Source organism: Marinobacter sp., assembly GCF_033722735.1.
GTDB lineage: Bacteria > Pseudomonadota > Gammaproteobacteria > Pseudomonadales > Oleiphilaceae > Marinobacter.
Window position 1 is genome coordinate 18,402 of the sequence record NZ_JAWVYN010000021.1, and the last position, 20,087, is coordinate 38,488.

Annotated in this window: 21 protein-coding genes; 16 read left to right on the plus strand and 5 right to left on the minus strand. The window is 62.1% G+C overall.

The features are described 5' to 3' along the window. Positions 1–45: 45 nt before the first annotated feature. Positions 46–249: a DUF6316 family protein gene (locus R3175_RS14445; protein ID WP_318945027.1), complete on the minus strand. Its 204-nt coding sequence runs from the start codon at positions 247–249 to the stop codon at positions 46–48. A 265-nt stretch (positions 250–514) separates the two neighbouring features. Between R3175_RS14445 and R3175_RS14450 the strand changes: the two genes are divergently transcribed. Further along, positions 515–1,213: a DUF2057 domain-containing protein gene (locus tag R3175_RS14450; protein WP_318945028.1), complete on the plus strand. Its 699-nt coding sequence runs from the start codon at positions 515–517 to the stop codon at positions 1,211–1,213. A 35-nt stretch (positions 1,214–1,248) separates the two neighbouring features. Here R3175_RS14450 and R3175_RS14455 read toward each other — a convergent pair whose 3' ends face one another. Continuing rightward, positions 1,249–2,778: a wax ester/triacylglycerol synthase family O-acyltransferase gene (locus R3175_RS14455; RefSeq protein ID WP_318945029.1), complete on the minus strand. Its 1,530-nt coding sequence runs from the start codon at positions 2,776–2,778 to the stop codon at positions 1,249–1,251. 121 nt (positions 2,779–2,899) lie between these two features. Next, the gene (locus R3175_RS14460; RefSeq protein WP_318945030.1) at positions 2,900–3,811 is read right to left on the minus strand and encodes a LysR family transcriptional regulator; all 912 of its coding nucleotides are present in this window, start codon (positions 3,809–3,811) and stop codon (positions 2,900–2,902) included. 121 nt (positions 3,812–3,932) lie between these two features. Between R3175_RS14460 and R3175_RS14465 the strand changes: the two genes are divergently transcribed. Continuing rightward, positions 3,933–4,934, plus strand: a complete 1,002-nt coding sequence (locus tag R3175_RS14465; RefSeq protein WP_318945031.1) for a glutathione S-transferase family protein — start codon at positions 3,933–3,935, stop codon at positions 4,932–4,934. Positions 4,935–4,952: 18 nt separating this feature from the next. Here the strand turns inward: R3175_RS14465 and ispB are convergent, their stop codons facing one another. Continuing rightward, positions 4,953–5,921: an octaprenyl diphosphate synthase gene (ispB, locus tag R3175_RS14470; protein WP_318945032.1), complete on the minus strand. Its 969-nt coding sequence runs from the start codon at positions 5,919–5,921 to the stop codon at positions 4,953–4,955. A 250-nt stretch (positions 5,922–6,171) separates the two neighbouring features. On the opposite strand from ispB, the gene rplU reads away from it, so the two are divergent. From rplU to proB, 4 genes are all read left to right on the plus strand, one after another. After that, positions 6,172–6,483 carry a 50S ribosomal protein L21 gene (gene rplU, locus R3175_RS14475; protein WP_318945033.1) on the plus strand — a complete coding sequence of 104 codons (312 nt, stop codon included), beginning with the start codon at positions 6,172–6,174 and terminating at the stop codon, positions 6,481–6,483. A 36-nt stretch (positions 6,484–6,519) separates the two neighbouring features. Further along, the gene (gene rpmA, locus R3175_RS14480) at positions 6,520–6,780 is read left to right on the plus strand and encodes a 50S ribosomal protein L27 (RefSeq protein WP_318945034.1); all 261 of its coding nucleotides are present in this window, start codon (positions 6,520–6,522) and stop codon (positions 6,778–6,780) included. A gap of 135 nt (positions 6,781–6,915) precedes the next feature. Continuing rightward, complete coding sequence (gene cgtA, locus R3175_RS14485; protein ID WP_318945035.1) at positions 6,916–8,109, plus strand: Obg family GTPase CgtA; 1,194 nt, start codon at positions 6,916–6,918, stop codon at positions 8,107–8,109. Between the two features lie 11 nt (positions 8,110–8,120). Then, complete coding sequence (gene proB / locus R3175_RS14490; protein WP_318945036.1) at positions 8,121–9,245, plus strand: glutamate 5-kinase; 1,125 nt, start codon at positions 8,121–8,123, stop codon at positions 9,243–9,245. 62 nt (positions 9,246–9,307) lie between these two features. On the opposite strand, the gene rpsT is transcribed toward proB, so the two are convergent. Further along, positions 9,308–9,574 (minus strand): 30S ribosomal protein S20, encoded by a 267-nt coding sequence (gene rpsT / locus R3175_RS14495; protein WP_318945037.1) that lies wholly within the window; start codon positions 9,572–9,574, stop codon positions 9,308–9,310. A 296-nt stretch (positions 9,575–9,870) separates the two neighbouring features. Here rpsT and murJ point away from each other — a divergent pair, with 296 nt between their 5' ends. The 10 genes from murJ to R3175_RS14545 all read left to right on the plus strand — a co-directional run bounded on the left by murJ (position 9,871) and on the right by R3175_RS14545 (position 20,073). Then, the gene (murJ, locus tag R3175_RS14500) at positions 9,871–11,451 is read left to right on the plus strand and encodes a murein biosynthesis integral membrane protein MurJ (protein ID WP_318945038.1); all 1,581 of its coding nucleotides are present in this window, start codon (positions 9,871–9,873) and stop codon (positions 11,449–11,451) included. 106 nt (positions 11,452–11,557) lie between these two features. Then, complete coding sequence (gene ribF / locus R3175_RS14505) at positions 11,558–12,508, plus strand: bifunctional riboflavin kinase/FAD synthetase (RefSeq protein ID WP_318945039.1); 951 nt, start codon at positions 11,558–11,560, stop codon at positions 12,506–12,508. Positions 12,509–12,623: 115 nt separating this feature from the next. Further along, entirely contained in the window at positions 12,624–15,443 is a 2,820-nt protein-coding gene (ileS, locus tag R3175_RS14510; protein ID WP_318945040.1) for an isoleucine--tRNA ligase, read from the plus strand. Between the two features lie 11 nt (positions 15,444–15,454). After that, positions 15,455–15,970: a signal peptidase II gene (lspA, locus tag R3175_RS14515; RefSeq protein ID WP_318945041.1), complete on the plus strand. Its 516-nt coding sequence runs from the start codon at positions 15,455–15,457 to the stop codon at positions 15,968–15,970. Continuing rightward, positions 15,967–16,416, plus strand: coding sequence for an FKBP-type peptidyl-prolyl cis-trans isomerase (fkpB, locus tag R3175_RS14520; protein WP_318945042.1), 450 nt, complete (start codon positions 15,967–15,969; stop codon positions 16,414–16,416). Before lspA ends, fkpB begins: the two co-directional genes overlap by 4 nt. A 31-nt stretch (positions 16,417–16,447) precedes the next feature. After that, positions 16,448–17,401, plus strand: a complete 954-nt coding sequence (gene ispH / locus R3175_RS14525) for a 4-hydroxy-3-methylbut-2-enyl diphosphate reductase (protein ID WP_318945043.1) — start codon at positions 16,448–16,450, stop codon at positions 17,399–17,401. A 252-nt stretch (positions 17,402–17,653) separates the two neighbouring features. Continuing rightward, positions 17,654–18,094: a GspH/FimT family pseudopilin gene (locus tag R3175_RS14530; protein ID WP_318945044.1), complete on the plus strand. Its 441-nt coding sequence runs from the start codon at positions 17,654–17,656 to the stop codon at positions 18,092–18,094. 13 nt (positions 18,095–18,107) lie between these two features. Beyond that, a complete protein-coding gene (gene pilV / locus R3175_RS14535) occupies positions 18,108–18,509 on the plus strand; it encodes a type IV pilus modification protein PilV (protein WP_318945045.1) in 402 nt (133 codons plus the stop codon). Next, the gene (locus R3175_RS14540) at positions 18,506–19,552 is read left to right on the plus strand and encodes a PilW family protein (protein ID WP_318945046.1); all 1,047 of its coding nucleotides are present in this window, start codon (positions 18,506–18,508) and stop codon (positions 19,550–19,552) included. The genes pilV and R3175_RS14540 overlap by 4 nt, the downstream gene beginning before the upstream one ends. Beyond that, a complete protein-coding gene (locus R3175_RS14545) occupies positions 19,552–20,073 on the plus strand; it encodes a PilX N-terminal domain-containing pilus assembly protein (protein WP_318945047.1) in 522 nt (173 codons plus the stop codon). The genes R3175_RS14540 and R3175_RS14545 overlap by 1 nt, the downstream gene beginning before the upstream one ends. The last annotated feature ends 14 nt before the right edge of the window (positions 20,074–20,087 follow it).

The following is a 20,087-nucleotide window of genomic DNA, read 5'->3' on the forward strand; positions in this document are numbered from 1 at the left end:
GAGTGTTTGGGGGATCCCCTGACCCGGGAGCCATCCCGGAGTGAGTCAGTGAACCTGCGGCTCTTCCGGCATCAGCCGTACCACGTTCAGGAACCGTTTCAGCCCGATCTCCGCCCGCTGGCGTGACGCGAACGGGCCGCTGTCAAAGCCTTCGCGAGTGGTGAAATACCATTTGCTCCCAACGCAGAAAAAACGGCTGCTGCGAAATGGAACAGGCCCCGCTTCACCGGCTCGGTGTTGAATCTCCATGAGACCTCCTAACGCCCGGTCGTTTTTTTGCCGTACGGGCTGCGCCAATGCATCTACCAGTTTGTTTAAAATTAAACCAATTTGGCCCCAATTCAATACTTTTTTACAAATTGCGGCGGTGGCGACGGAGTGCTGTCATTTCGATGGGGCGATGGCGTTAAAAAGCTGACATCACCTGCCTTGCACTCCTCTACCGCACTCGTCAGAATGCCTCCTCAGGATCTGCCGGTTGAACCGGAAATCATCACGTTACAGAGGCTTCCACATGCATCGATCAAGTGAACTTTCAGGTGTCCGGATACTTAGCCGGCGACTACGAGCAGCACTCTCCCTTTCGGCGCTGATTCTGTTTGCCGGTTGCAGCAGCACGCTGACCAATATCCAGACCTGGGAGGGGGATGCCCTGGACGGCGCCCAGGTGGCGGTGCTGGAGGCGCCCGGACAAATCCAGGTGACGGCGGTGAACGGTCGCGAGGTGAAAACCTACCTGATGGACGACCTGGCGCTGAACTACGAGCTGCTGCCCGGCAGCAATACCGTGGTATTCCGTTACAAGACCATTTGGGCCAAGGGCCGGGCAGTGGAGAATGACGAATCCAAGGTGAATGTGGTGGAGTCCGATCCGCACCAGGTGACCTTCGACGCCGTGGCCGGGCAGACCTACCGGTTCAGCCTGCCGGAACCCCGCAATCAGTCGGAGGCAGAGGCCATGGTGGAGAACCTGCGGGTGCAGGTGGTGAATGCCGCCGGCAATGTCGTGGGCAATACTCGTCGCTACGAACCGGCGCCAGCGACTGCCAAGGCCTCCACGGGCTCCAGCACGGCCGGGAACCCGTCCCCGGCGACAGCACCGGTGCCGACTGCGCCGGGTGGCCAGCTTAACCCGTTGGATGGCCTGAAAGTGTTGTGGGAGCGGGCCAGCGCCGAAGAAAAGCGCGAGTTCCTGCGCTGGGCATTCGACTGAGCCCATTCCTGCCGGAAGCGTTTCAGGGCTGGTTCTCAGCCCTTGAAACGTTGCACGGTTTTCTGCAACACCCCCTCCAGCAGCGTGAGCGTGTCGTCCATCAATGAGGAAGGGGAGTCCGGGGGCTGGGTCTGCTCACCACTTTCCGGTGGCAACTCGACCGCCGCCTGCTCGATGCTGCAGAGGCTCTCCTGAACCAGGGGCGCAAGTGAATCCCCCTCGGGCACCACGTCCGGGCACAGGGTGAAGTTGAGCGTCAGCGAGCCCTGGTAACTGACCGCCACCACCACCAGCCCCATGCTGTCGAACAGCGGAGCCGTGTTGTACTGGTGCACCAGCCGGGCGCCCTGCAGGTACATCGGTACCTGGGGACCGGGCACGTTGGTGATCGGCACGTTGAACACCGGCTGGTAGCGTTGGGCGATCTGCAGTTCCGAGTACAGCCGGGCGGACAGGGCCAGCATGGTTGACGGGACCAGTTCGGTCAGCCGGTCGGCGGCAATGGCCTCCTGATAGGGCTCCGACGCCACGGCGTTCCAGTGAATCCGGCGGATGCGCTGGGCCGGATTCGGTTCGTCAGTGGCCAGATCCAGCAGCATGGCAGACATCTGGTTACCGGTAGCGCGTCGCAGACTCTTGGAGCGTACCGAAATCGGTGTCATGGCCACCAGCGAGCGGCTGACGTCAGCGTCGCAGGCCACCATGTAGCGTCGCAGTGTTTCCGCGCACAACCCCAGCACCACGTCGTTCAGCGTCACCGCCCCGAGGTTGGCCTTGATGGCCTTCAGGCGCGACAGGGAGACCGTGGTGGACACGATCCGCCGGTTGGCGGTGATCTGGCGGTTAAATGGGCTGTGGGGCGCCGAGAACAGGGGGAACGGCAGTGGCAGTTTGTGCAGCTGTTTTTGAACCACTCCACGGGCGGTGGCTTCGGCCGCGCTGGCGGCGAGGCTGGCAAACTGGAAGGGTTTGCGGATCAGGTTGACCCCCGCCTGCAGGACCACCCGCTCCTCCGAAGGCGCCGGACGTGGCTCCCAGGGCTGTGGCGGCGTGATTGGGCTGGCTTCGGTAGTGTACTCAAGCAGCTTGCCGATGATTTCCTCACCGCTGAAGGCGTCGATGGCGGCGTGATGCAGCTTGACGATGAGCGCAAAGCCGTCGCTGTCAGGGTCGTTCTCATCGATGCGGAACCCATCCACAAAGGTGATGTGCCACAGGGGCCGATCCCGCTTTAGGGGTTCTTCCAGGATCCGGGAGGCCAGTCGGTCCAGGTTGGCCCGCTGTCCGTGTTCGCCCAGGTTTACGTAGGCCAGGTGACGCTCGATGCTGAACTCCGAATCGTCGACCCAGTAGGGCAGGCCAAGGCGCAGGGGGATCTCCTTGAGTTTCTGCCGAAACAGCGGCACCACATGAAGACGGCTGCGCAAATAGGCGACAAAGGTGCTGAACGCCAATGGCTGGTCCCGGTCCCGGGCATCGAACAGATACACGCCGCCGATGTGCATGGGGGCGGTGTCAGACTCCAGGTAAAGAAACGATGCGTCCAGTTCGGACAGCTGCTTCATCGTAGGCTCCTGTTGTTGTGGTTGCGCTGCATTATAAACGGGGGAGGGGGGCGACCGGGTTGACTCTGCCGCCGGGTTTGGGCCGTTGATGCCGACATGTCCCAGTCCCGGGAGGGCGGTCTCAACCGCTAACCCAGTGTGCCAGGCATTCGTCCTGTGTCAGGCGGTCCCAGAACCACATCAGTGCCTTGCCCCGATCGTCGGCCCGACGTGCCAGCAGGAGATGGACGTCCTGGCGGGTGTCCTCCACCTCCAGGGCGACCAGGCGCCCCTCGTCCAGTTGCCGCCGGATCCGGGCCTCGGGCAGCCAGCCGACACCCAGGCCGGCCTCCTGGGCGGCGATCTTCTGGTCCAGATTGGTGAACGTCAGGGTGCGCTGGCGGCGGAAGATGCCGGCCGTGCCCGGGGGCAGGTGGCGGGAGCTGTCGGCCGCCACCGCCGCGGGGTGCTGCTCGATATCCGCCTCGCGCAGTGGCTGCGGCGCCCGGGTCAGCGGGTGATCCGGAGCTACCGCGTAAACGAACGGCATCGTGCCTAGCTTGCGGGTGGTGTACTGCCCGGCCGGCTTGCTGAAGGTGTCGGCGCCGATGGCCAGGTCTGCCCGTCGACTCTGCAGGGCGTCCCAGGTGCCGGCAAAGACCTCTTCCATTAATTGGATTTCCACCGGCACCCCGAGTTGAGTGAACTGGTCAATGGCGGGGAACAGCGCCTCTACCGGCAGCAGGGTGTTGAAGGCAATTTTCAGTCGCGTCTCCCAGCCCTGGGCCACCTGGCGGGTGGTGTGGGCGAGTGCTTCGGCGGCTTCCAGCAGGCTGCGGCCCTCCTCCAGCAGGTAGCGCCCGGCCGGTGTCAGCGTGGCCCGGTGACCGCTGCGATCAAATATGCTGACGTCCAGATCCTCTTCCAGCTTCTGCACGGTGTAGCTGATGGCCGAGGGCACGCGAAACAGTTCGTTCGCCGCGCCGGCGAAACTGCCTTTGCGGTCAATCGCGTCCAGCACCTTGAGGGCGTCGATGGTGATTTCGGTATGCATGTTCAGTTTTTCTGATTGATTTGACCAAAACTGCTCGTTTGAGAGCGTAGCAGGGGAGTGGTTACCCTGTCTCTATCATGTCGAGGGTGATTTCACGAAATTTGAATTCAGGAGGCACTTTATGGGGCTTTTGGTGGATGGTAAATGGCAGGACCGCTGGTACGACACCGGGAAGACCGGGGGCAAGTTTGAGCGTGAAGCGGCCCGATTCCGTAACTGGGTGACCGCCGATGGCCGTGCCGGCGAGTCGGGGGAGTCCGGGTTCCGGGCCGAATCCGGCCGCTATCACCTGTATGTCGCGATGGCCTGTCCCTGGGCGCATCGTACCCTGATCTTCCGCAAGCTCAAGGGCCTGGAGGACCATGTATCGGTCTCGGTGGTGCATCCTGACATGCTGGAAAATGGTTGGGAATTTGTGCCCGGCGATGCCCTTCATCGGGACCACCTGTACGGATTCCGCTACCTGCACCAAGTCTACACCCGGGTTGCCCCGGATTATACCGGTCGGGTGACCGTGCCCATTCTCTGGGACAAGCAGCGGGAGACCATCGTCAGCAACGAGTCGTCGGAAATCATTCGGATGTTCAATCGGGCTTTCGACGATCTGCCCGGGGTGCGTTCAGAGCTCGATTTCTACCCCGAATCGCTGCGGGCGGAGATCGATGAGGTCAACGAGCGGGTGTACCAGGCCGTGAACAACGGGGTATACCGGGCGGGTTTCGCCACGTCCCAGGAGGCCTATGAGACGGCCTTCGACCAGTTGTTCGAGTCCCTGGACTGGCTGGATCGGCGGTTGGCCAAGCAGCGCTATCTGGTGGCGAACCGGCCGACCGAAGCGGACTGGCGGCTGTTTACCACGCTGATTCGGTTCGACGCCGTCTACTACAGCCATTTCAAGTGCAATCAGCAGCGCATTGCGGACTACCCGCATCTGTCCGACTACCTGCGGGACCTGTACCAGGTTCCGGGGGTGGCCGATACGGTGGATGTGGACCAGATCAAGCGCCACTACTACGTCAGTCAGCGCACCATCAACCCCACCCAGATCGTGCCGGTGGGGCCAAGGCTGGACTTCAACGCGCTGCACGGTCGCCGCTCGCTGGGGCCGGACCTGGGCCAGTAACCGGCCGGGGTGGCCGGGTCAGTTAACCCGCGCCACCGCCAGTTCGGTCAGCAGTTCCAGCGCCTCTTTGTGGGGGGAGGGGGCCAGGGAGGCCAGTCGCTGGCGGGCGGCCTCTGCCTCTTCACGGGCGCGGGTCATGGTGTACTCGAGGGCGCCGGACTGGTCCACGATGCGGAGGATCTCGGGCAGGTCATCCAGTCCGCCTTTGCGAATCGCCTGGCGGATCAGGGTGCGTTCCGCCTCGTTGCCGTTGGCCATGGCGTGGATCAATGGCAGGGTCGGTTTGCCCTCGGCCAGGTCGTCGCCCACGTTCTTGCCCATGGCGTCGGCGTCGCCGCGGTAGTCGAGCGCGTCGTCCACCAGCTGGAACGCCAGCCCCAGGTGCTTGCCGTAATCCCGCAGCGCGGTTTCCTGTTCATCGCTGGCGTTGCTGAGCAGGGCGCCGGTGTGGGAGGCGGCCTCGAACAGCATCGCCGTCTTGTTGTGGATCACCTCCATGTACTGCGCTTCGCTGACGTCCGGATTCTTGACGTTCATCAACTGCAGCACCTCGCCTTCGGCGATGACCGCCGTGGCATGGGAGAGCACCTCCATGATTGGCAGACTTTGCAGCTCCACCATCATCTCGAACGCGCGGGCGTAGAGGAAATCGCCCACCAGCACGCTGGGGGCGTTGCCCCACTTGGCGTTGGCGGTGGAGCGGCCGCGCCGCAGGTCGGAGGTGTCCACCACGTCGTCGTGCAGCAGGGTGGCGGTGTGCAGGAACTCGATCACCGCCGCCAGCTTGAGGTGGTCGTCGCGATCGTAGCCAAGGGCCTTGGAGGACAGCAGGACCAGCAGCGGGCGTAGCCGCTTGCCGCCACTCTCAATGATGTACTGGGCGATTTTTTCGACCAGCGGAACATCGGAGGAGAGTCGGCGGATGATGAGGTCATTGACGCGGGTGAAGTCATCCGCGACGGTGTCATAGATACGCTGCGCTGTCATGCGGCCGGTTCCGGTCAGTTAAAAAAGAGGCAGGACGCCGCAATGCTAGGTACTGCCCCGTTCGGTGTCAACATGGCCTGGGGAGCCTGTGGCAAATGTTCGCAGGCTCTCTTGTATTGCATGGGCGGTTTTCGTACAATTGCGCGCCCAAACTCATCCCAACCTGCGCTCCCTGCTATAGGGTCGCCAGAGTGCTTCCCTTAGAACCAGGTGGATAAGAGCAGGGATGGGTCATTAGCGGAGAACATGCATGTACGCAGTAATTGTCAGCGGTGGTAAGCAGCACCGCGTGAAAGAAGGCGAAACCCTGAAGCTGGAAAAGCTGGAAGTGGAAACCGGTGGTAGCGTTGAGTTTGATCGCGTTCTGCTGGTTGCCGACGGCGACAAGGTTCAGGTGGGTGCGCCGGTGGTTGATGGTGCCAAGGTCACCGCGGAAGTGGTCGGTCACGGCCGTCACGACAAGGTCCAGATCATCAAGTTCCGTCGTCGTAAGCATCACATGAAGCGTCAGGGCCACCGTCAGTGGTTCACTGAAGTCAAGATCACGGGCATTAAGGGCTAAGGCCCTTAGGCGTTCCCCGGTAACAGGAGGCTAACAATGGCTCATAAAAAGGCAGCAGGTAGTACCCGTAACGGTCGCGATTCCGAGTCGAAACGACTTGGGGTCAAGCGCTTCGGTGGTCAGGTTGTGTCTGCGGGCAGTATCATCGTTCGTCAGCGTGGCACCCGTTTCCACGCCGGCGCTAACGTAGGCCTGGGCAAGGACCACACCCTGTTTGCGAAGGCAGACGGTCAGGTCAAGTTCGAGACCAAGGGTCCGCAGAACCGCAAGTTTGTGAGCATCGTTCCGGCGGCCTAAGCCGCGGCGATCTCCGGTTCTGTCGAACCGTGGATGGCTCTGATAACATCGTTATCGAGCTGTCCGGAGCCCCGCAATGCTTCTCAGAGGCTGCGGGGCTTTTTAGTTTATGCGCCAGTGCGCAAGGGTTGAGCGATGAAATTTGTAGACGAAGCGACCATCATTGTGGAAGCCGGCAAGGGCGGTCACGGCTGCCTGAGTTTCCGCCGTGAAAAGTATGTGCCTAAGGGCGGTCCGGACGGCGGCGACGGTGGTGATGGTGGCTCGGTGTACCTGGAAGCCGACAGTGCCCTCAACACGTTGATTGATTACCGCTACCAGCGCAAGTTCAAGGCGCAGGGCGGCGAGCCGGGCGCTGGCCGTAACTGTTCTGGTAGCAAGGGTGAAGACCTGGTCTTGCCGGTGCCGGTGGGAACCACGGTGGTCGACATGGACACCCACGAGGTCCTCGGCGATCTCACCCGCGAGGGTGAGCGTCTGAAGGTCGCCCAGGGCGGCTTTCACGGCCTGGGGAACACCCGTTTCAAGTCGTCCGTTAACCGGGCGCCCCGGCAAACCACCAAGGGCTCGGAAGGTGAGGTCCGTAACCTGCGCCTGGAGCTCAAGGTGCTCGCGGATGTGGGGTTGCTGGGGATGCCCAATGCCGGCAAGTCCACGTTCATCCGCTCGGTGTCCGCGGCCCGGCCAAAAGTGGCGGACTATCCCTTCACCACCCTGGTGCCCAATTTGGGGGTGGTCAGTGTCCAGGCCCATCAAAGCTTCGTGGTTGCCGATATCCCCGGACTGATTGAGGGGGCGGCCGAGGGGGCTGGTTTGGGGGTGCGTTTCCTCAAGCACCTGGTGCGCACCCGCTTGCTGCTGCATCTGGTGGATGTGGCCCCCTTTGACGGCTCCGCCCCCGCCGACAGCGTGCGTGCCATCGCCGGCGAGCTGGAAAAGTTCAGTGAGACCCTGGCCGGCCGTGACCGTTGGCTGGTGCTGAACAAGGTGGACATGGTGCCCGAGGAGGATCGCGATGCCCACTGTCAGGCCATTGTCGATGAGCTGGGCTGGGAAGGGCCGGTGTTCCGTATCTCCGCGCTCAGTGGCGAGGGCACCAAGGCGTTGAGTCAGGCGGTAATGCGTTGGATCGAGGCGCGCGCCGAGGAGGAGGCGCAGAATCCCGAGATGGCCGAGCGAGAGCGGGTTCGCCGTGAGCGAATGGATGAAGAGGCTCGGGCCCGGCTTGAGGTGGAGCGGGAAGCTCGCCGGGCGGCGCGTAAAAACGACGATGACGACGACTTCGACGATGATGATCATGATGTCGAAGTGGTGTATGCACCGGAGTAAGCGACAGTTTTATGAGTGAGCGCTCGCAGTTATCCCGGGCCCGGCGTTTGGTGGTCAAAATTGGCAGTGCCTTGCTGACCAACGATGGCCAGGGTCTGGACGTGGATGCCCTTGGGCGGTGGGTCGACCAGATTGCCGCCTTGATCGCCGATGGCGTGGAGGTGGTGGTGGTGTCGTCCGGCTCGGTGGCTGAGGGCATGAGTCGCCTCGGTTGGACGGCCCGGCCGGAGCAGTTGCATGAGTTGCAGGCTGCCGCGGCGGTGGGGCAGATGGGGCTGGTGCAGACCTGGCAGGCGCAATTTCGTCGCCATGACCGTCATGCCGCCCAGATTCTGCTGACCCACGACGACCTCTCCGACCGCAAGCGATACCTCAACGCTCGCAGTACCCTGCGTGCGTTACTGGATTTTGCGGTGGTGCCGATCGTTAACGAGAACGATACCGTGGTCACCGACGAAATTCGTTTCGGCGATAACGATACCCTGGGTGCCCTGGTGGCCAACCTGGTCGAAGCGGATGGGTTGATCATTCTTACCGATCAGCTGGGGTTGTTTGACCAGGATCCGCGCAAGAATCCCGATGCCAAGCTGGTGTTGGAGCGCAAGGCCGGCGATCCCGAGCTGGATGCCATGGCGGCCGGCGGTGCAGGAGCGCTGGGGCGTGGTGGCATGCAGACCAAGGTGCGGGCGGCCCGGTTGGCGGCCCGGTCCGGTGCCTTTACGGTGATTGTCGGCGGTCGCATCGACGGTGTCCTTTCCCGGCTGGTCCGGGGCGAGGCTCTGGGCACGCTGCTGCTGCCGGAGCAGGGGCGTATCGCAGCCCGCAAGCAGTGGCTGGCCAGTCACCTGAAAACCCGGGGGCAGCTCACCCTGGACGAGGGAGCCGTGCGGGTGTTGTGTCGCGGTGGCCGTAGCCTGTTACCGGTGGGGGTGCGCAGCGTGTCCGGTCAGTTCCGGCGTGGGGAAATGGTGTCCTGTGTTGATGAGACGGGCGTGGAAGTGGCGCGCGGCCTGATCAATTACGATGCCGATGAAGCGCGGGCGATTGCTGGGCGCTCCAGCGACCGCATCGCCGAAGTGCTGGGTTACATTTCCGATGAAGAGATGATCCATCGGGACAATCTGGTGATTGTCTGAGGGGGTGCGGATTTCAGGCACAAAAAAACCGGCGCGAGCCGGTTTTTTTGTCTTGCCGTTGATCAGGCTTTCAGGGCCTTGATCTTGGCGTTCAAGCGGCTCTTGTGGCGAGCCACCTTGTTCTTGGCGAAGATGCCCTTGTTGACCATGCTGTCGATGATCGGCTGGGCCTGCTTCAGCGCTTCCTGCGCGCCTTCGTAGCTGCCAGCTTCAATCTGGGCGTTCACTTTCTTGAGGTAGGTGCGCGCCATGGACCGCAGGCCAGCGTTGTGCTTGCGGTTTTTCTCGTTCTGGCGTGCGCGCTTACGGGCTTGTGGGGAATTTGCCACCGTGTAACTCCTGAAATTCTGACTTTCGTTGTTGAAACGATCTGTAAAACTGCATGCGCGCTCAGGGTGCCTGTGAGCAGCTCCCAACCACCGGCGCGTTGAAATAAATGACGCGGAACTATGCCGACAATGCCCGAGAAAGTCAAGGCCGTTGCTGGCGAGTCTTTGAATTCGTGGGGAGGATCAAACCGCCTGTGATAAACTCGCGGCTCGTTATGTTCAGGGGGTGGGGGGTGTCCGGTGCTTTTCCTGACCCGCCCCGAGGGGCGCTTTCCTAACTTAGAGAACGGATCTCAATGACTGCCAAGGTAAAACCGACCGACCCCGCGAAACCGCCCGTCAGGGCACCGGGCCTGCTGCGTTCGTCCGGCGTGGTTGGGGTGATGACCATGTTGTCCCGGGTGTTGGGGTTGGTTCGGGACATGGTTATCGCCCGGTATTTTGGGGCGGGCGCCGGCGCCGACGCGTTCTTCGTGGCCTTCAAGATTCCCAATTTCCTGCGTCGTCTGTTTGCCGAGGGAGCCTTTGCCCAGGCCTTTGTGCCGGTGTTGTCGTCCTACCGGGAGCAGGGGTCAATCACCGAAGTGCGTCGGTTGGTCAATGCCGTCTCCGGTTCCCTGGGGCTGGTGCTGCTGGGGGTAACCCTGGCCGCCGTGCTGGGGGCGCCGGCGTTGACGGCGGTGTTTGCCCCTGGCTTCCTGGATGAACCGGTCAAGTTTGCACTGGCCAGCGACATGCTGCGGATCACCTTCCCGTATCTGCTGCTGATCTCGCTGACGGCTTTCGCCGGCGCGATTCTCAACAGCTACGACCGCTTTGCCATACCGGCGTTTACCCCGGTGTTGCTGAACCTGGCGATGATCGGCGCCGCGGTGTTCCTGTCGCCGGTCATGGAGACGCCGGTGCTGGCGCTGGCCTGGGGTGTGTTTATCGCCGGTGCCCTGCAGCTGTTCTTCCAGTTGCCGTTTCTGATGCGCCTGGGGCTGTTGCCCCGGCCCCGGGTGGATTACCGTCATGAAGGCGTGCGCCAGGTGCTGCGGTTGATGGCACCGGCCCTGTTCGGGGTGTCGGTGAGCCAGATCAACCTGCTGCTGGATACCGTGCTGGCGTCGCTGCTGCAAACCGGCAGTGTGTCCTGGCTTTACTACTCGGATCGGCTGTCGGAATTGCCCCTGGGGGTGTTCGGGGTGGCCATTGGCACCGTCATCCTGCCCAGCCTGTCCCGCAAGCATGCGGCGGATTCGCCGGGGCAGTTCGCGGCCACCCTGGACTGGGCGGTGCGCTCGGTGCTGTTGATCGGCCTGCCGGCGGCGGTGGCGCTGGCGTTGCTGGCCGAGCCTTTGATTGCCACCCTGTTCCATTACGGTGAGGTTACCGAGCGGGATGTGGTCATGGCGGCCGGGAGCCTGCGGGCCTATTCGGCCGGGCTGTTGGCGTTCATGCTGATCAAGGTGCTGGCGCCCGGCTTCTTCGCCCGCAAGGACACCCGAACTCCGGTGAAGATCGGGGTCATCGCGATGGTTGCGAACATGGTGTTCAACCTGGCGCTGATCCTGCCGCTGGCCCACGTTGGGCTGGCCCTGGCCACGTCCCTGTCCGCCTGGCTGAACACCGCCCTGCTGTGGCGTGGGCTGCGCAAGGCGGGCGCCTGGCAAAGTCAGCCCGGGTGGGGGCGGTTTGCCCTGCAGTTGCTGGCGGCAAATGGCGCCCTGGCTGTCGCCGTGGTCTACCTGAAGCCGCCGGTGGCCGCGTGGCTGGCGATGGGCGGCCTGCAGCGTGCCCTGGAGATGGCCATCCTGGTGGCGGTCGGGGTGGCGGTGTATTTCCTGGTCCTGGCGCTGACGGGGGTTCGGGTAAGACATTTCCGCCACAGGTAGGGTATAATCGCTCGTTTTCTCGCCAGCGGCTCTGGGGTCGCTGGCTGGTGTGTTCCATCAGGACCCGTCGACTGGTCCGGCATGACAGAGTAAGGGTGCGCAGTACATGCGGCTGATACGAGGGCTGGCCAACCTGCAAGCGTTGTCAGGGCAGGCGACATCTCCCTTGGCCAAAGGGTGTGTGGCGACAATCGGCAACTTTGACGGTGTCCATCTGGGCCATCGAACCATCATCAACCAGGTACGGGACCATGCCCACCGATTGGGTGTGCCGGGCGTGGCGATGGTGTTTGAGCCCCAGCCGCGGGAGTTTTTTCAGGGGCCGGAGGCGCCGCCCCGCCTGACCGGCTTCCGGCAAAAGTTTCAGGCGCTGATCGAGGCCGGCATTGACCTGGTGTTGTGCCTGCGGTTTGACGAGCAGTTCCGCAGTTACTCCGGCATGGGATTCATCGAAGATGTGCTGATCGACGGGCTCAATGTTCGCTATCTGGTGGTGGGAGACGATTTCCGTTTCGGTTGTGACCGGGCCGGTGATTTTGAGCTCCTGCAGCAGGTCGGCGGGCAACGCGGCTTCACCGTGGAGAATACCCGCACGGTGACCGTGGCCGGCGAGCGGGTCAGCAGCACCGCCGTTCGCCAGGCGTTGGCGGACAACCGGCTGGATCACGCTGCAACTCTGCTCGGCCGGCCCTATGGCATCGAAGGCAAGGTGGTCTATGGCCGGCAGTTGGGCCGGGAAATCGGTGCGCCCACCGCCAATATTCTGCTCAAGCGTTTGCCCCCCCTCCGAGGGGTCTACGTGATTCAGGCGGAGTTGGCCGACGGCCGCCTGTGTGACGGGGTGGCCAACATCGGTCTGCGGCCCACGGTGGATGGGCGCCAGCCCGCGCTGGAAGTGCACCTGTTTGACTTTGCTGGCACACTATATGGCCAACGACTGAACGTAACCTTCCGCCACCCGTTGCGGGACGAGGTCAAGTTTGAGTCCGTCGCGGCCCTGCAGGCCCAGATTGCACGCGACTTCGACGACGCCCGCCAATGGCTCGCGAAGCAATGAGGGTGGCCCGGCTGACGACGATGTCTGGCTGTTCAGGAACGCGTGATGGCGACGGCACGCGGACGACAATCTACCCACTGTTTAAGCAATTACCGGTAACGACCCACAGGACACCATGAGCGACTACAAGCATACCCTGAATCTGCCTGAAACCGCCTTCCCGATGCGCGGTAACCTGGCCAAGCGCGAGCCCGACATGCTCAAGCGCTGGCAGGACCTGGATGTCTACGGCAACCTCCGCAAGCAGCGGGCCGGTCGCGACAAGTTCATCCTGCACGATGGCCCTCCCTACGCCAACGGCAGCATTCACATTGGGCATGCGGTCAACAAGATTCTCAAGGACATGATCGTCAAGTCCCGCAGCTTCATGGGCTACGACGCGCCCTACGTGCCGGGTTGGGACTGCCACGGCCTGCCCATCGAACACAAGGTGGAGCAGGACATCGGCAAAGCTGGCGTCAAGGTGGACTACAAGACTTTCCGGCAGGCCTGTCGGGACTATGCGGCCAAGCAGGTGGAGGGCCAGAAGGCCGACTTTATCCGCCTGGGTGTGCTGGGCGAATGGGACAAGCCCTACCTGACCATGGACCCCAAGGTGGAGGCGGGTATCGTCCGGGCCCTGGGCAAGATCGTGGCCAAGGGGCACCTGGTACGCGGTTACAAGCCGGTGTACTGGAGTGTGGTCGGGCAGTCCGCCCTGGCCGAGGCGGAAGTGGAATACCAGGACAAGACCTCCACCCAGATCGACGTGCGGTTCACGGCGGTCGACCGGGCCAGCGCCCTGGCGGTATTCGGCACCGACCAGGGGGAAGGGGATGTGTCGGTGGTGATCTGGACCACCACCCCCTGGACCATTCCCGCCAACCAGGCGGTGGCGCTCAATGCCGACCTGGACTACGCCCTGGTCCAGGTGGATACCGGTGCTGGCCCGGAGCTGCTGATTCTCGCCGCCACCATGGTCGAGGGCATCATGGCCCGTTGGGAGGTCGAAGACTATGAAGTGCTGGCCACCTGTCCGGGTTCCGCGCTGGAGAATCTGCCGCTGAAGCACCCGGTGTACGAAAAGCAGGTGCCGGTGGTGATGGGTGAGCATGTGTCCACCGATGCCGGGACCGGCGCGGTGCACACGGCGCCGGATCACGGTATGGAAGACTTTGTGGTCGGCCAGCAGTATGGCATCGACACCCTGAACCTGGTGCAGGCCGATGGCACCTATACCCCCGCCGCCGGCGAGTTTGCCGGGCTGCACGTGTACAAGGCCGACGGTCCGGTCAGCGAAGCCATCAAGCGCGAGGGCAAGCTGGTCTACACCGAGAAGTTCAGCCACAGCTATCCCCACTGCTGGCGTACCAAGACGCCGTTGATCTATCGCGCCACACCGCAATGGTTCATCAGCATGGGCAAGCAGAACCTCCGTACTGACGCCTTGAAGGCGATCAAGGGGGTGCGCTGGGTACCGGCCTGGGGGCAGAACCGTATCGAGGCCATGTTCGAGCAGTCGCCGGACTGGTGTATCTCCCGTCAGCGTACCTGGGGGGTGCCGATCACCCTGTTCATCCACAAGGAGACCCAGGAGTTGCACCCGAACACCGCCGAGCTGATCGAGGCGGTGGCCAAGCGGGTTGAGCAGGATGGCATCGATGCCTGGTACGAGCTGGACGCTTCGGAGCTGTTGGGGGCCGACGCCGACCAGTACGACAAGGTGCTTGATACCCTCGATGTCTGGTTCGATTCCGGCGTCACCCACGATTCGGTCCTGCGCCAGCGTGAGGAGCTGGGACAGTTCCCGGCGGACCTGTACCTGGAAGGCTCCGACCAGCATCGTGGCTGGTTCCAGTCGTCGCTGAAGACCTCCATCGCCATCAATGGCGAGGCGCCATACCGCCAGGTGCTGACCCACGGGTTCACCGTGGACGGTCAGGGTCGCAAGATGTCCAAGTCCCTGGGCAACGTCATCGCCCCCCAGGAGGTGATGAACGAACTGGGCGCGGACATCCTGCGCCTGTGGGTGGCTGCCACCGATTACAGCGGTGAGATGACGGTGTCCAAGGACATCCTGCGCCAGACCGCCGATGGCTACCGCCGAATCCGTAACACCGCCCGCTTCCTGCTCAGCAACCTCAACGGCTTTGAGCCGGCGGAGCACGCCGTGGCGCCGGCGGACATGATCGCGCTGGACCGCTGGATGGTGGACCGCGCCCTGCAGTTGCAGCGGGAACTGGTCGAGGACTACGAGAACTACGCCTTCCTGCGGATCTTCCAGAAGGTCTACAACTTCTGCGAGGCCACCCTGGGCGGCTTCTACCTCGACATCATCAAGGACCGGCAGTACACCACCCAGGCTGACAGCCTGGCCCGCCGTTCCTGCCAGACCGCGCTCTATCACGTCGCCGAAGCCCTGGTGCGGTGGATCGCGCCGATCCTCAGCTTCACCGCCGACGAAATCTGGCAGCACCTGCCCGGCGAACGGGGTGACACCGTGTTCTATGAGACCTGGTACGAGGGGCTCGTGGAATTGCCCGAGGACGCCGAGCTGGGTCGGGACTACTGGGCGGAGCTCTATCGGGTCAAGGAAGCGGTCAACAAATGCCTGGAAGAGGCCCGAGGCCGTGGCGAGATCAAGGGGTCCCTCAGCGCCGAAGTCACCCTGTTCTGCGAGGGGCAGCTGGCGGCGGACCTGAACGCCCTCGGGGAAGAGCTGCGCTTCGTGCTGATCACCTCCGAGGCGACGGTGAAGCCCGTCTCCGAAGCGGGCGATGCCGAGCAGACCGGTCACGAAGGCTTGCTGGTGAAGGTCACCCCCACCACCAAGGCCAAGTGCGAGCGCTGCTGGCACCACCGCGACGACGTGGGCCAGAACGAGCAACACAGTGACCTGTGTGGCCGCTGTGTCACCAACGTGGAAGGAGAGGGCGAAGCCCGTTCGTTTGCCTGATGGATGATGTTATGACCGATCGCGATTCATCCGGCGCCCAGCTCCGCTGGCTCTGGCTGGCGGTGCTGGTGATCGCCCTGGACCTGGGGACCAAGGCCCTGGCCAGTGCCATGCTCACCTACGCCACGCCGGTGCCGGTGATGCCGCTGTTCAACCTGACGCTACTGCACAATACCGGTGCCGCCTTCAGCATGCTGGCGGACGCCGCCGGCTGGCAGCGGTGGTTCTTTGTCGCCCTGGCAACGGTGGTCAGCGTGCTGCTGGTGATCTGGATGAAGTCGTTGAAGGCCCATGAGACCTGGACCGCCATTGCCATCGCCCTGATCCTCGGCGGCGCCCTGGGCAACGTCTATGACCGGGTGGTGCACGGTTACGTGGTGGATTTCCTGCACTTCTACTGGCAGGACTACCATTTTCCCGCCTTTAACCTCGCCGATACCGCCATCACCCTGGGCGCCGGCATGATGATTCTCGAGATGTTCCGCAAGCCATCGGACCCGTCCGGAAGGAGTAGTGATTCCCAATGAACGAACTGCCTGTCGACAAGGGGACCCGCGTTACCCTGCATTTTGCGCTGAAGTTTGCCGATGGCCAGGTGATCGATTCCACCTTCGACAAGGAACCGGCCACCCTGGAAATCGGCGACGAGAACCTGCCGGAAAACTTCGAGGCCTACCTGATGGGCATGACCGCGGGTGAGCAGGCCAGCTACGAAGTGCCACCAGAGAAAGGCTTTGGTCAGCACAACCCCAGCAATGTACAGATGTTCAAGCGTTCCGACTTCAGTGCCGACATGGTGCTGGAGCCGGGGGTCATGATCTCCTTCGCCGATGCCCGCCAGGCCGAGTTGCCCGGCGTGGTCAGCAAGGTGGAGGGCGACCAGGTGGAGGTGGACTTTAACCACCCGCTGGCCGGGCGTACACTGACCTTCGAAGTTGAGATCATCGACGTCGAGCCCGCCTCGACCCATTAATACGGACCCGTTACCCAGCCAGGACGACAGCATGCAGATTCGACTCGCCAATCCCCGTGGCTTCTGTGCCGGCGTGGACCGCGCCATCGAAATCGTCAACCGGGCGCTGGACGTGTTCGGCGCGCCGATCTACGTTCGCCACGAAGTGGTCCACAACAAGTTTGTGGTGGACAACCTGCGCAACCGGGGGGCCATCTTTGTCGACGAACTGGACGAGGTGCCGGACGACCACCTGGTGATCTTCAGCGCCCACGGGGTGTCCCAGGCGGTGCAGAACGAGGCCGCCCGCCGTGGCCTCAAGGTGTTCGATGCCACCTGTCCGCTGGTCACCAAGGTGCACATGGAAGTCATGCGCTACAGCCGGGATGGTCGCGAGTGCGTGCTCATCGGCCACCACGGCCACCCGGAAGTGGAAGGCACCATGGGCCAGTATGACCACAGTAACGGTGGTGACATCTACCTGGTGGAGGACGAGGCGGATGTGCAAAAGCTGACGGTGAAAGACCCCAGCCGGCTGTCCTACGTCACCCAGACCACCCTGTCCATGGACGACACTGCCAAGGTCATCGATGCCCTGCGCGCCCGTTTCCCGGAGATCCAGGGGCCGCGCAAGGACGATATCTGCTACGCCACTCAGAACCGCCAGGACGCCGTCAAGCAACTGGCCGGCGACTGCGACCTGATGCTGGTGGTGGGCTCCCCCAACAGTTCCAACTCCAACCGCCTGCGGGAACTGGCTGAACGCATGGGCACTCCCGCCTACCTGATCGACGAGGCCGACCAGATCGACCCAAACTGGCTGGCCGGCAAGTCCGCTGTCGGCGTCACCGCCGGCGCCTCCGCCCCGGAAGTGCTGGTGAGCGACGTGGTCAAGCGCCTGCAGGAGCTTGGTGGCCAGGTTCCGGAGGAGATCGCCGGTCGGGAGGAGAACATTGTGTTCTCCATGCCGAAGGAGTTGCGGATTGAGGCGGTGGAGGTTTCTTAGCTGCTGCAGCGGGGAAGCGGCTGGATACGAATCAAGCACGCTTCCCCATTAAGCCATCTCAGGCAAATTTGACGCTTGGGCAATTCGTTTACCCGACTTATCACCCTCCCGCCTTTTAGCCATTGTGACTTCTGTCACTTCGGCAACCTGTCGAATACCACTCATCCCCCTGTAAGGGCCGTTCGTCGCCAACCTCTGGTCATGGACAAAACCAATTCATAGCCTTAACTCAAGTCGAATTGGATGATGTCTATGCTGTTTAAGGAAAAAAGTACCGGCTTTACCCTGATTGAGTTGATGATCGTCATCGCCCTGGTAGGGGTTATTGCCGCGTTTGCCGTCCCTCAGCTGGGGCAGGTTATTGACAATAATCGGGTTGTGTCCACGACGAACTCCATTGTGGGCATATTGAACTTTTCCCGGATGGAGGCGATACGCCGTGGGAAGCAGGTTACTGCGGCGGCGGCGGGAGATACCATGTCTTCAACACTGACGTCGGATGCCACGGTGTTACGCCAGATGGAACCGGCGGAGGGTGATCTCACGATTAGCTCCGGATCCGTTACCTTCAGTGCAAATGGCATGGCCAGTGCGAACACCACCTTTACCGTGTGCTCCGGCGATGCGACCGGTCGACAAGTGTCGGTCACATTAGGCGGCCGCGTCTCGAGCGCTGAATTCACCTGTCCGTGAGCATAAGAGTCCCATGATCAAGAGAAACGTTGACGCAATGAGAGGCTCAAGACAAAGAGGGTTCACGCTGATCGAGGTGCTGGTCGCGCTGTTGGTCCTGCTGGTTGGATTGCTGGGGGTCGCGGGCGTGCAACTGCTCTCCCTACAGCAGGCCAGTAACGCCAACCTGAGGTCCCAGGTGAATCTGCACGCCCAGGAAATGGCTGAGCTGATACGCGCCAATGATGGCAACGCATTGGTTGCAGCCGACGTAGAAGACTGGGAGGCCAAACTGGCCCGTGATGTACCTACTGCAACCGCCACCATTCAGGTCAATTCGGGGGTGGCCACGATCAAGGTGGACTGGAATGAACGTCAGTACGGCAGCGAATCGGCAAGCCAGTCATACACTCTAACGGCGAGGATGGAGCAATGAAGTGCGTGAGTGCCCAGCGGGGGCTATCCCTGGTCGAAGTTATGGTCGCCCTGGCGCTGGCGATGATCCTGACGCTCGGGCTGACCCAGATTTTTGTTGCCAACAGCCAGAGTTTCCGGATGGCGGAAGCCTCCTCCCGAGTGCAGGAAACTGGGCGCCTGGCCACCGGTTTCCTCGCCAGGGAAATTCGCAATGCCGACTACTGGGGCTGTTTGCGGGACCTGACAAATCTAAATAGCACCCTGAATGACGATAGCGCCTTTAATGTGGATGCCCTGATGCGTGGCTTGGACGTAGAGGATGGCGTGGGCGCTGGTGGCTCGGATCGGCTGGCGTTGGGCGGAGTCAACGGTAATAGCGATATTGAAGTGACATTTCAACCGTCACAACAAGCGGCCAACCTCCGGGTCAACGAGAGTGAGAGTTTTAACGACGGTGACATTGTGATTGTGACCAACTGTAAGAACGGCGACGTCTTCGAGATTACCGACGTGAAAGATGCCAACGAAGTCGTCGTACATAACGCTGGCAGTAGTACCGGTGGCGTCGGAAACTCTACTCAAAAACTGTCCACGAATTATAACGATGACCCAAATGGAGCCCGGGTCTTCCGGCCACGCAGTCAGCGTTTCTATCTTCAGGACAACGGCGGTCGCAGGGAGTTGGTCACCGATGGCGTCAATGTCTTTGGGAACTTGAGTGGAACCGGCACGTATTCCTCCGCGGTCGCGCTGCTGGAGGATGTTCAGGATTTTCAGGTCCAGCTGGGAGTCGATTCCAATGGCGACGACCGGGTTGACAGCTGGGAAGACTCTGATGGTACCGCAGCCCAGGCGGACAGTGCCATCGCAATTCGTTACAGCCTGCTTATCCGATCGCCGGACGATAATGTTACAGACGGTGGCGTGAGCTACTGCTATCCCGGCTGGCTGGACTGTGAGTCTGACCTCACCTTGCTGACCCAGGTTGCGGCTACGGATACCTTTTTCTATCGGGTGTACACCACGACCACCAGCTTGCGAAACCGTATTGGAGGTGGCTGATGAAACGAATTGAAGCTCGCCAGAGGGGCGCTGCGCTTATCCTGTCGTTGTTGATGCTGCTGGTGTTGTCTCTGCTGGCCATTTCCAGTATGCAGGGTACGGTGCTTCAGGAGCGAATGGTCTCTGCTGAACGAGAGGGCATGAGTTCGTTGGAGATTGCCGAATCCGGGGTTCGCGATGCAGAGATTGTGCTTGAGGGCATCTCAACGTTGTCGACGTTCGATGGCACCAACGGGCTCTACGGCCCTGATGATACAGCGCCGGATCCCACCACGCACGATTGGGCCAGTGGATCGGGTGTGATGGATGCGACAGCCGTTGATGGTGTGACGCCCAAGTTCTACATCCAGCATATGGGGGATGCCAATCAGCCGGACCGGCTGACGGACATCGTTGTTGAGGGCTATACCCACGAAACCGGATCCTATAACTCCCAGGCATTCCGGGTGGTGGCCTGGAGTCCGGGGTCCTCCGGTGAGGCTCAGCGAGTGATTGAAACCTACTATGCCCGCGACATGTAGTTGGTGGGACTGGA

Bases quoted from the DNA above. Each gene is read 5' to 3' on its own strand.
- R3175_RS14445 (WP_318945027.1), bottom strand. From the start codon at position 249: ATGGAGATTCAACACCGAGCCGGTGAAGCGGGGCCTGTTCCATTTCGC.
- R3175_RS14450 (WP_318945028.1), top strand. From the start codon at position 515: ATGCATCGATCAAGTGAACTTTCAGGTGTCCGGATACTTAGCCGGCGA.
- R3175_RS14455 (WP_318945029.1), bottom strand. From the start codon at position 2,778: ATGAAGCAGCTGTCCGAACTGGACGCATCGTTTCTTTACCTGGAGTCT.
- R3175_RS14460 (WP_318945030.1), bottom strand. From the start codon at position 3,811: ATGCATACCGAAATCACCATCGACGCCCTCAAGGTGCTGGACGCGATT.
- R3175_RS14465 (WP_318945031.1), top strand. From the start codon at position 3,933: ATGGGGCTTTTGGTGGATGGTAAATGGCAGGACCGCTGGTACGACACC.
- ispB (WP_318945032.1), bottom strand. From the start codon at position 5,921: ATGACAGCGCAGCGTATCTATGACACCGTCGCGGATGACTTCACCCGC.
- rplU (WP_318945033.1), top strand. From the start codon at position 6,172: ATGTACGCAGTAATTGTCAGCGGTGGTAAGCAGCACCGCGTGAAAGAA.
- rpmA (WP_318945034.1), top strand. From the start codon at position 6,520: ATGGCTCATAAAAAGGCAGCAGGTAGTACCCGTAACGGTCGCGATTCC.
- cgtA (WP_318945035.1), top strand. From the start codon at position 6,916: ATGAAATTTGTAGACGAAGCGACCATCATTGTGGAAGCCGGCAAGGGC.
- proB (WP_318945036.1), top strand. From the start codon at position 8,121: ATGAGTGAGCGCTCGCAGTTATCCCGGGCCCGGCGTTTGGTGGTCAAA.
- murJ (WP_318945038.1), top strand. From the start codon at position 9,871: ATGACTGCCAAGGTAAAACCGACCGACCCCGCGAAACCGCCCGTCAGG.
- ribF (WP_318945039.1), top strand. From the start codon at position 11,558: ATGCGGCTGATACGAGGGCTGGCCAACCTGCAAGCGTTGTCAGGGCAG.
- ileS (WP_318945040.1), top strand. From the start codon at position 12,624: ATGAGCGACTACAAGCATACCCTGAATCTGCCTGAAACCGCCTTCCCG.
- lspA (WP_318945041.1), top strand. From the start codon at position 15,455: ATGACCGATCGCGATTCATCCGGCGCCCAGCTCCGCTGGCTCTGGCTG.
- fkpB (WP_318945042.1), top strand. From the start codon at position 15,967: ATGAACGAACTGCCTGTCGACAAGGGGACCCGCGTTACCCTGCATTTT.
- ispH (WP_318945043.1), top strand. From the start codon at position 16,448: ATGCAGATTCGACTCGCCAATCCCCGTGGCTTCTGTGCCGGCGTGGAC.
- R3175_RS14530 (WP_318945044.1), top strand. From the start codon at position 17,654: ATGCTGTTTAAGGAAAAAAGTACCGGCTTTACCCTGATTGAGTTGATG.
- pilV (WP_318945045.1), top strand. From the start codon at position 18,108: ATGATCAAGAGAAACGTTGACGCAATGAGAGGCTCAAGACAAAGAGGG.
- R3175_RS14540 (WP_318945046.1), top strand. From the start codon at position 18,506: ATGAAGTGCGTGAGTGCCCAGCGGGGGCTATCCCTGGTCGAAGTTATG.
- R3175_RS14545 (WP_318945047.1), top strand. From the start codon at position 19,552: ATGAAACGAATTGAAGCTCGCCAGAGGGGCGCTGCGCTTATCCTGTCG.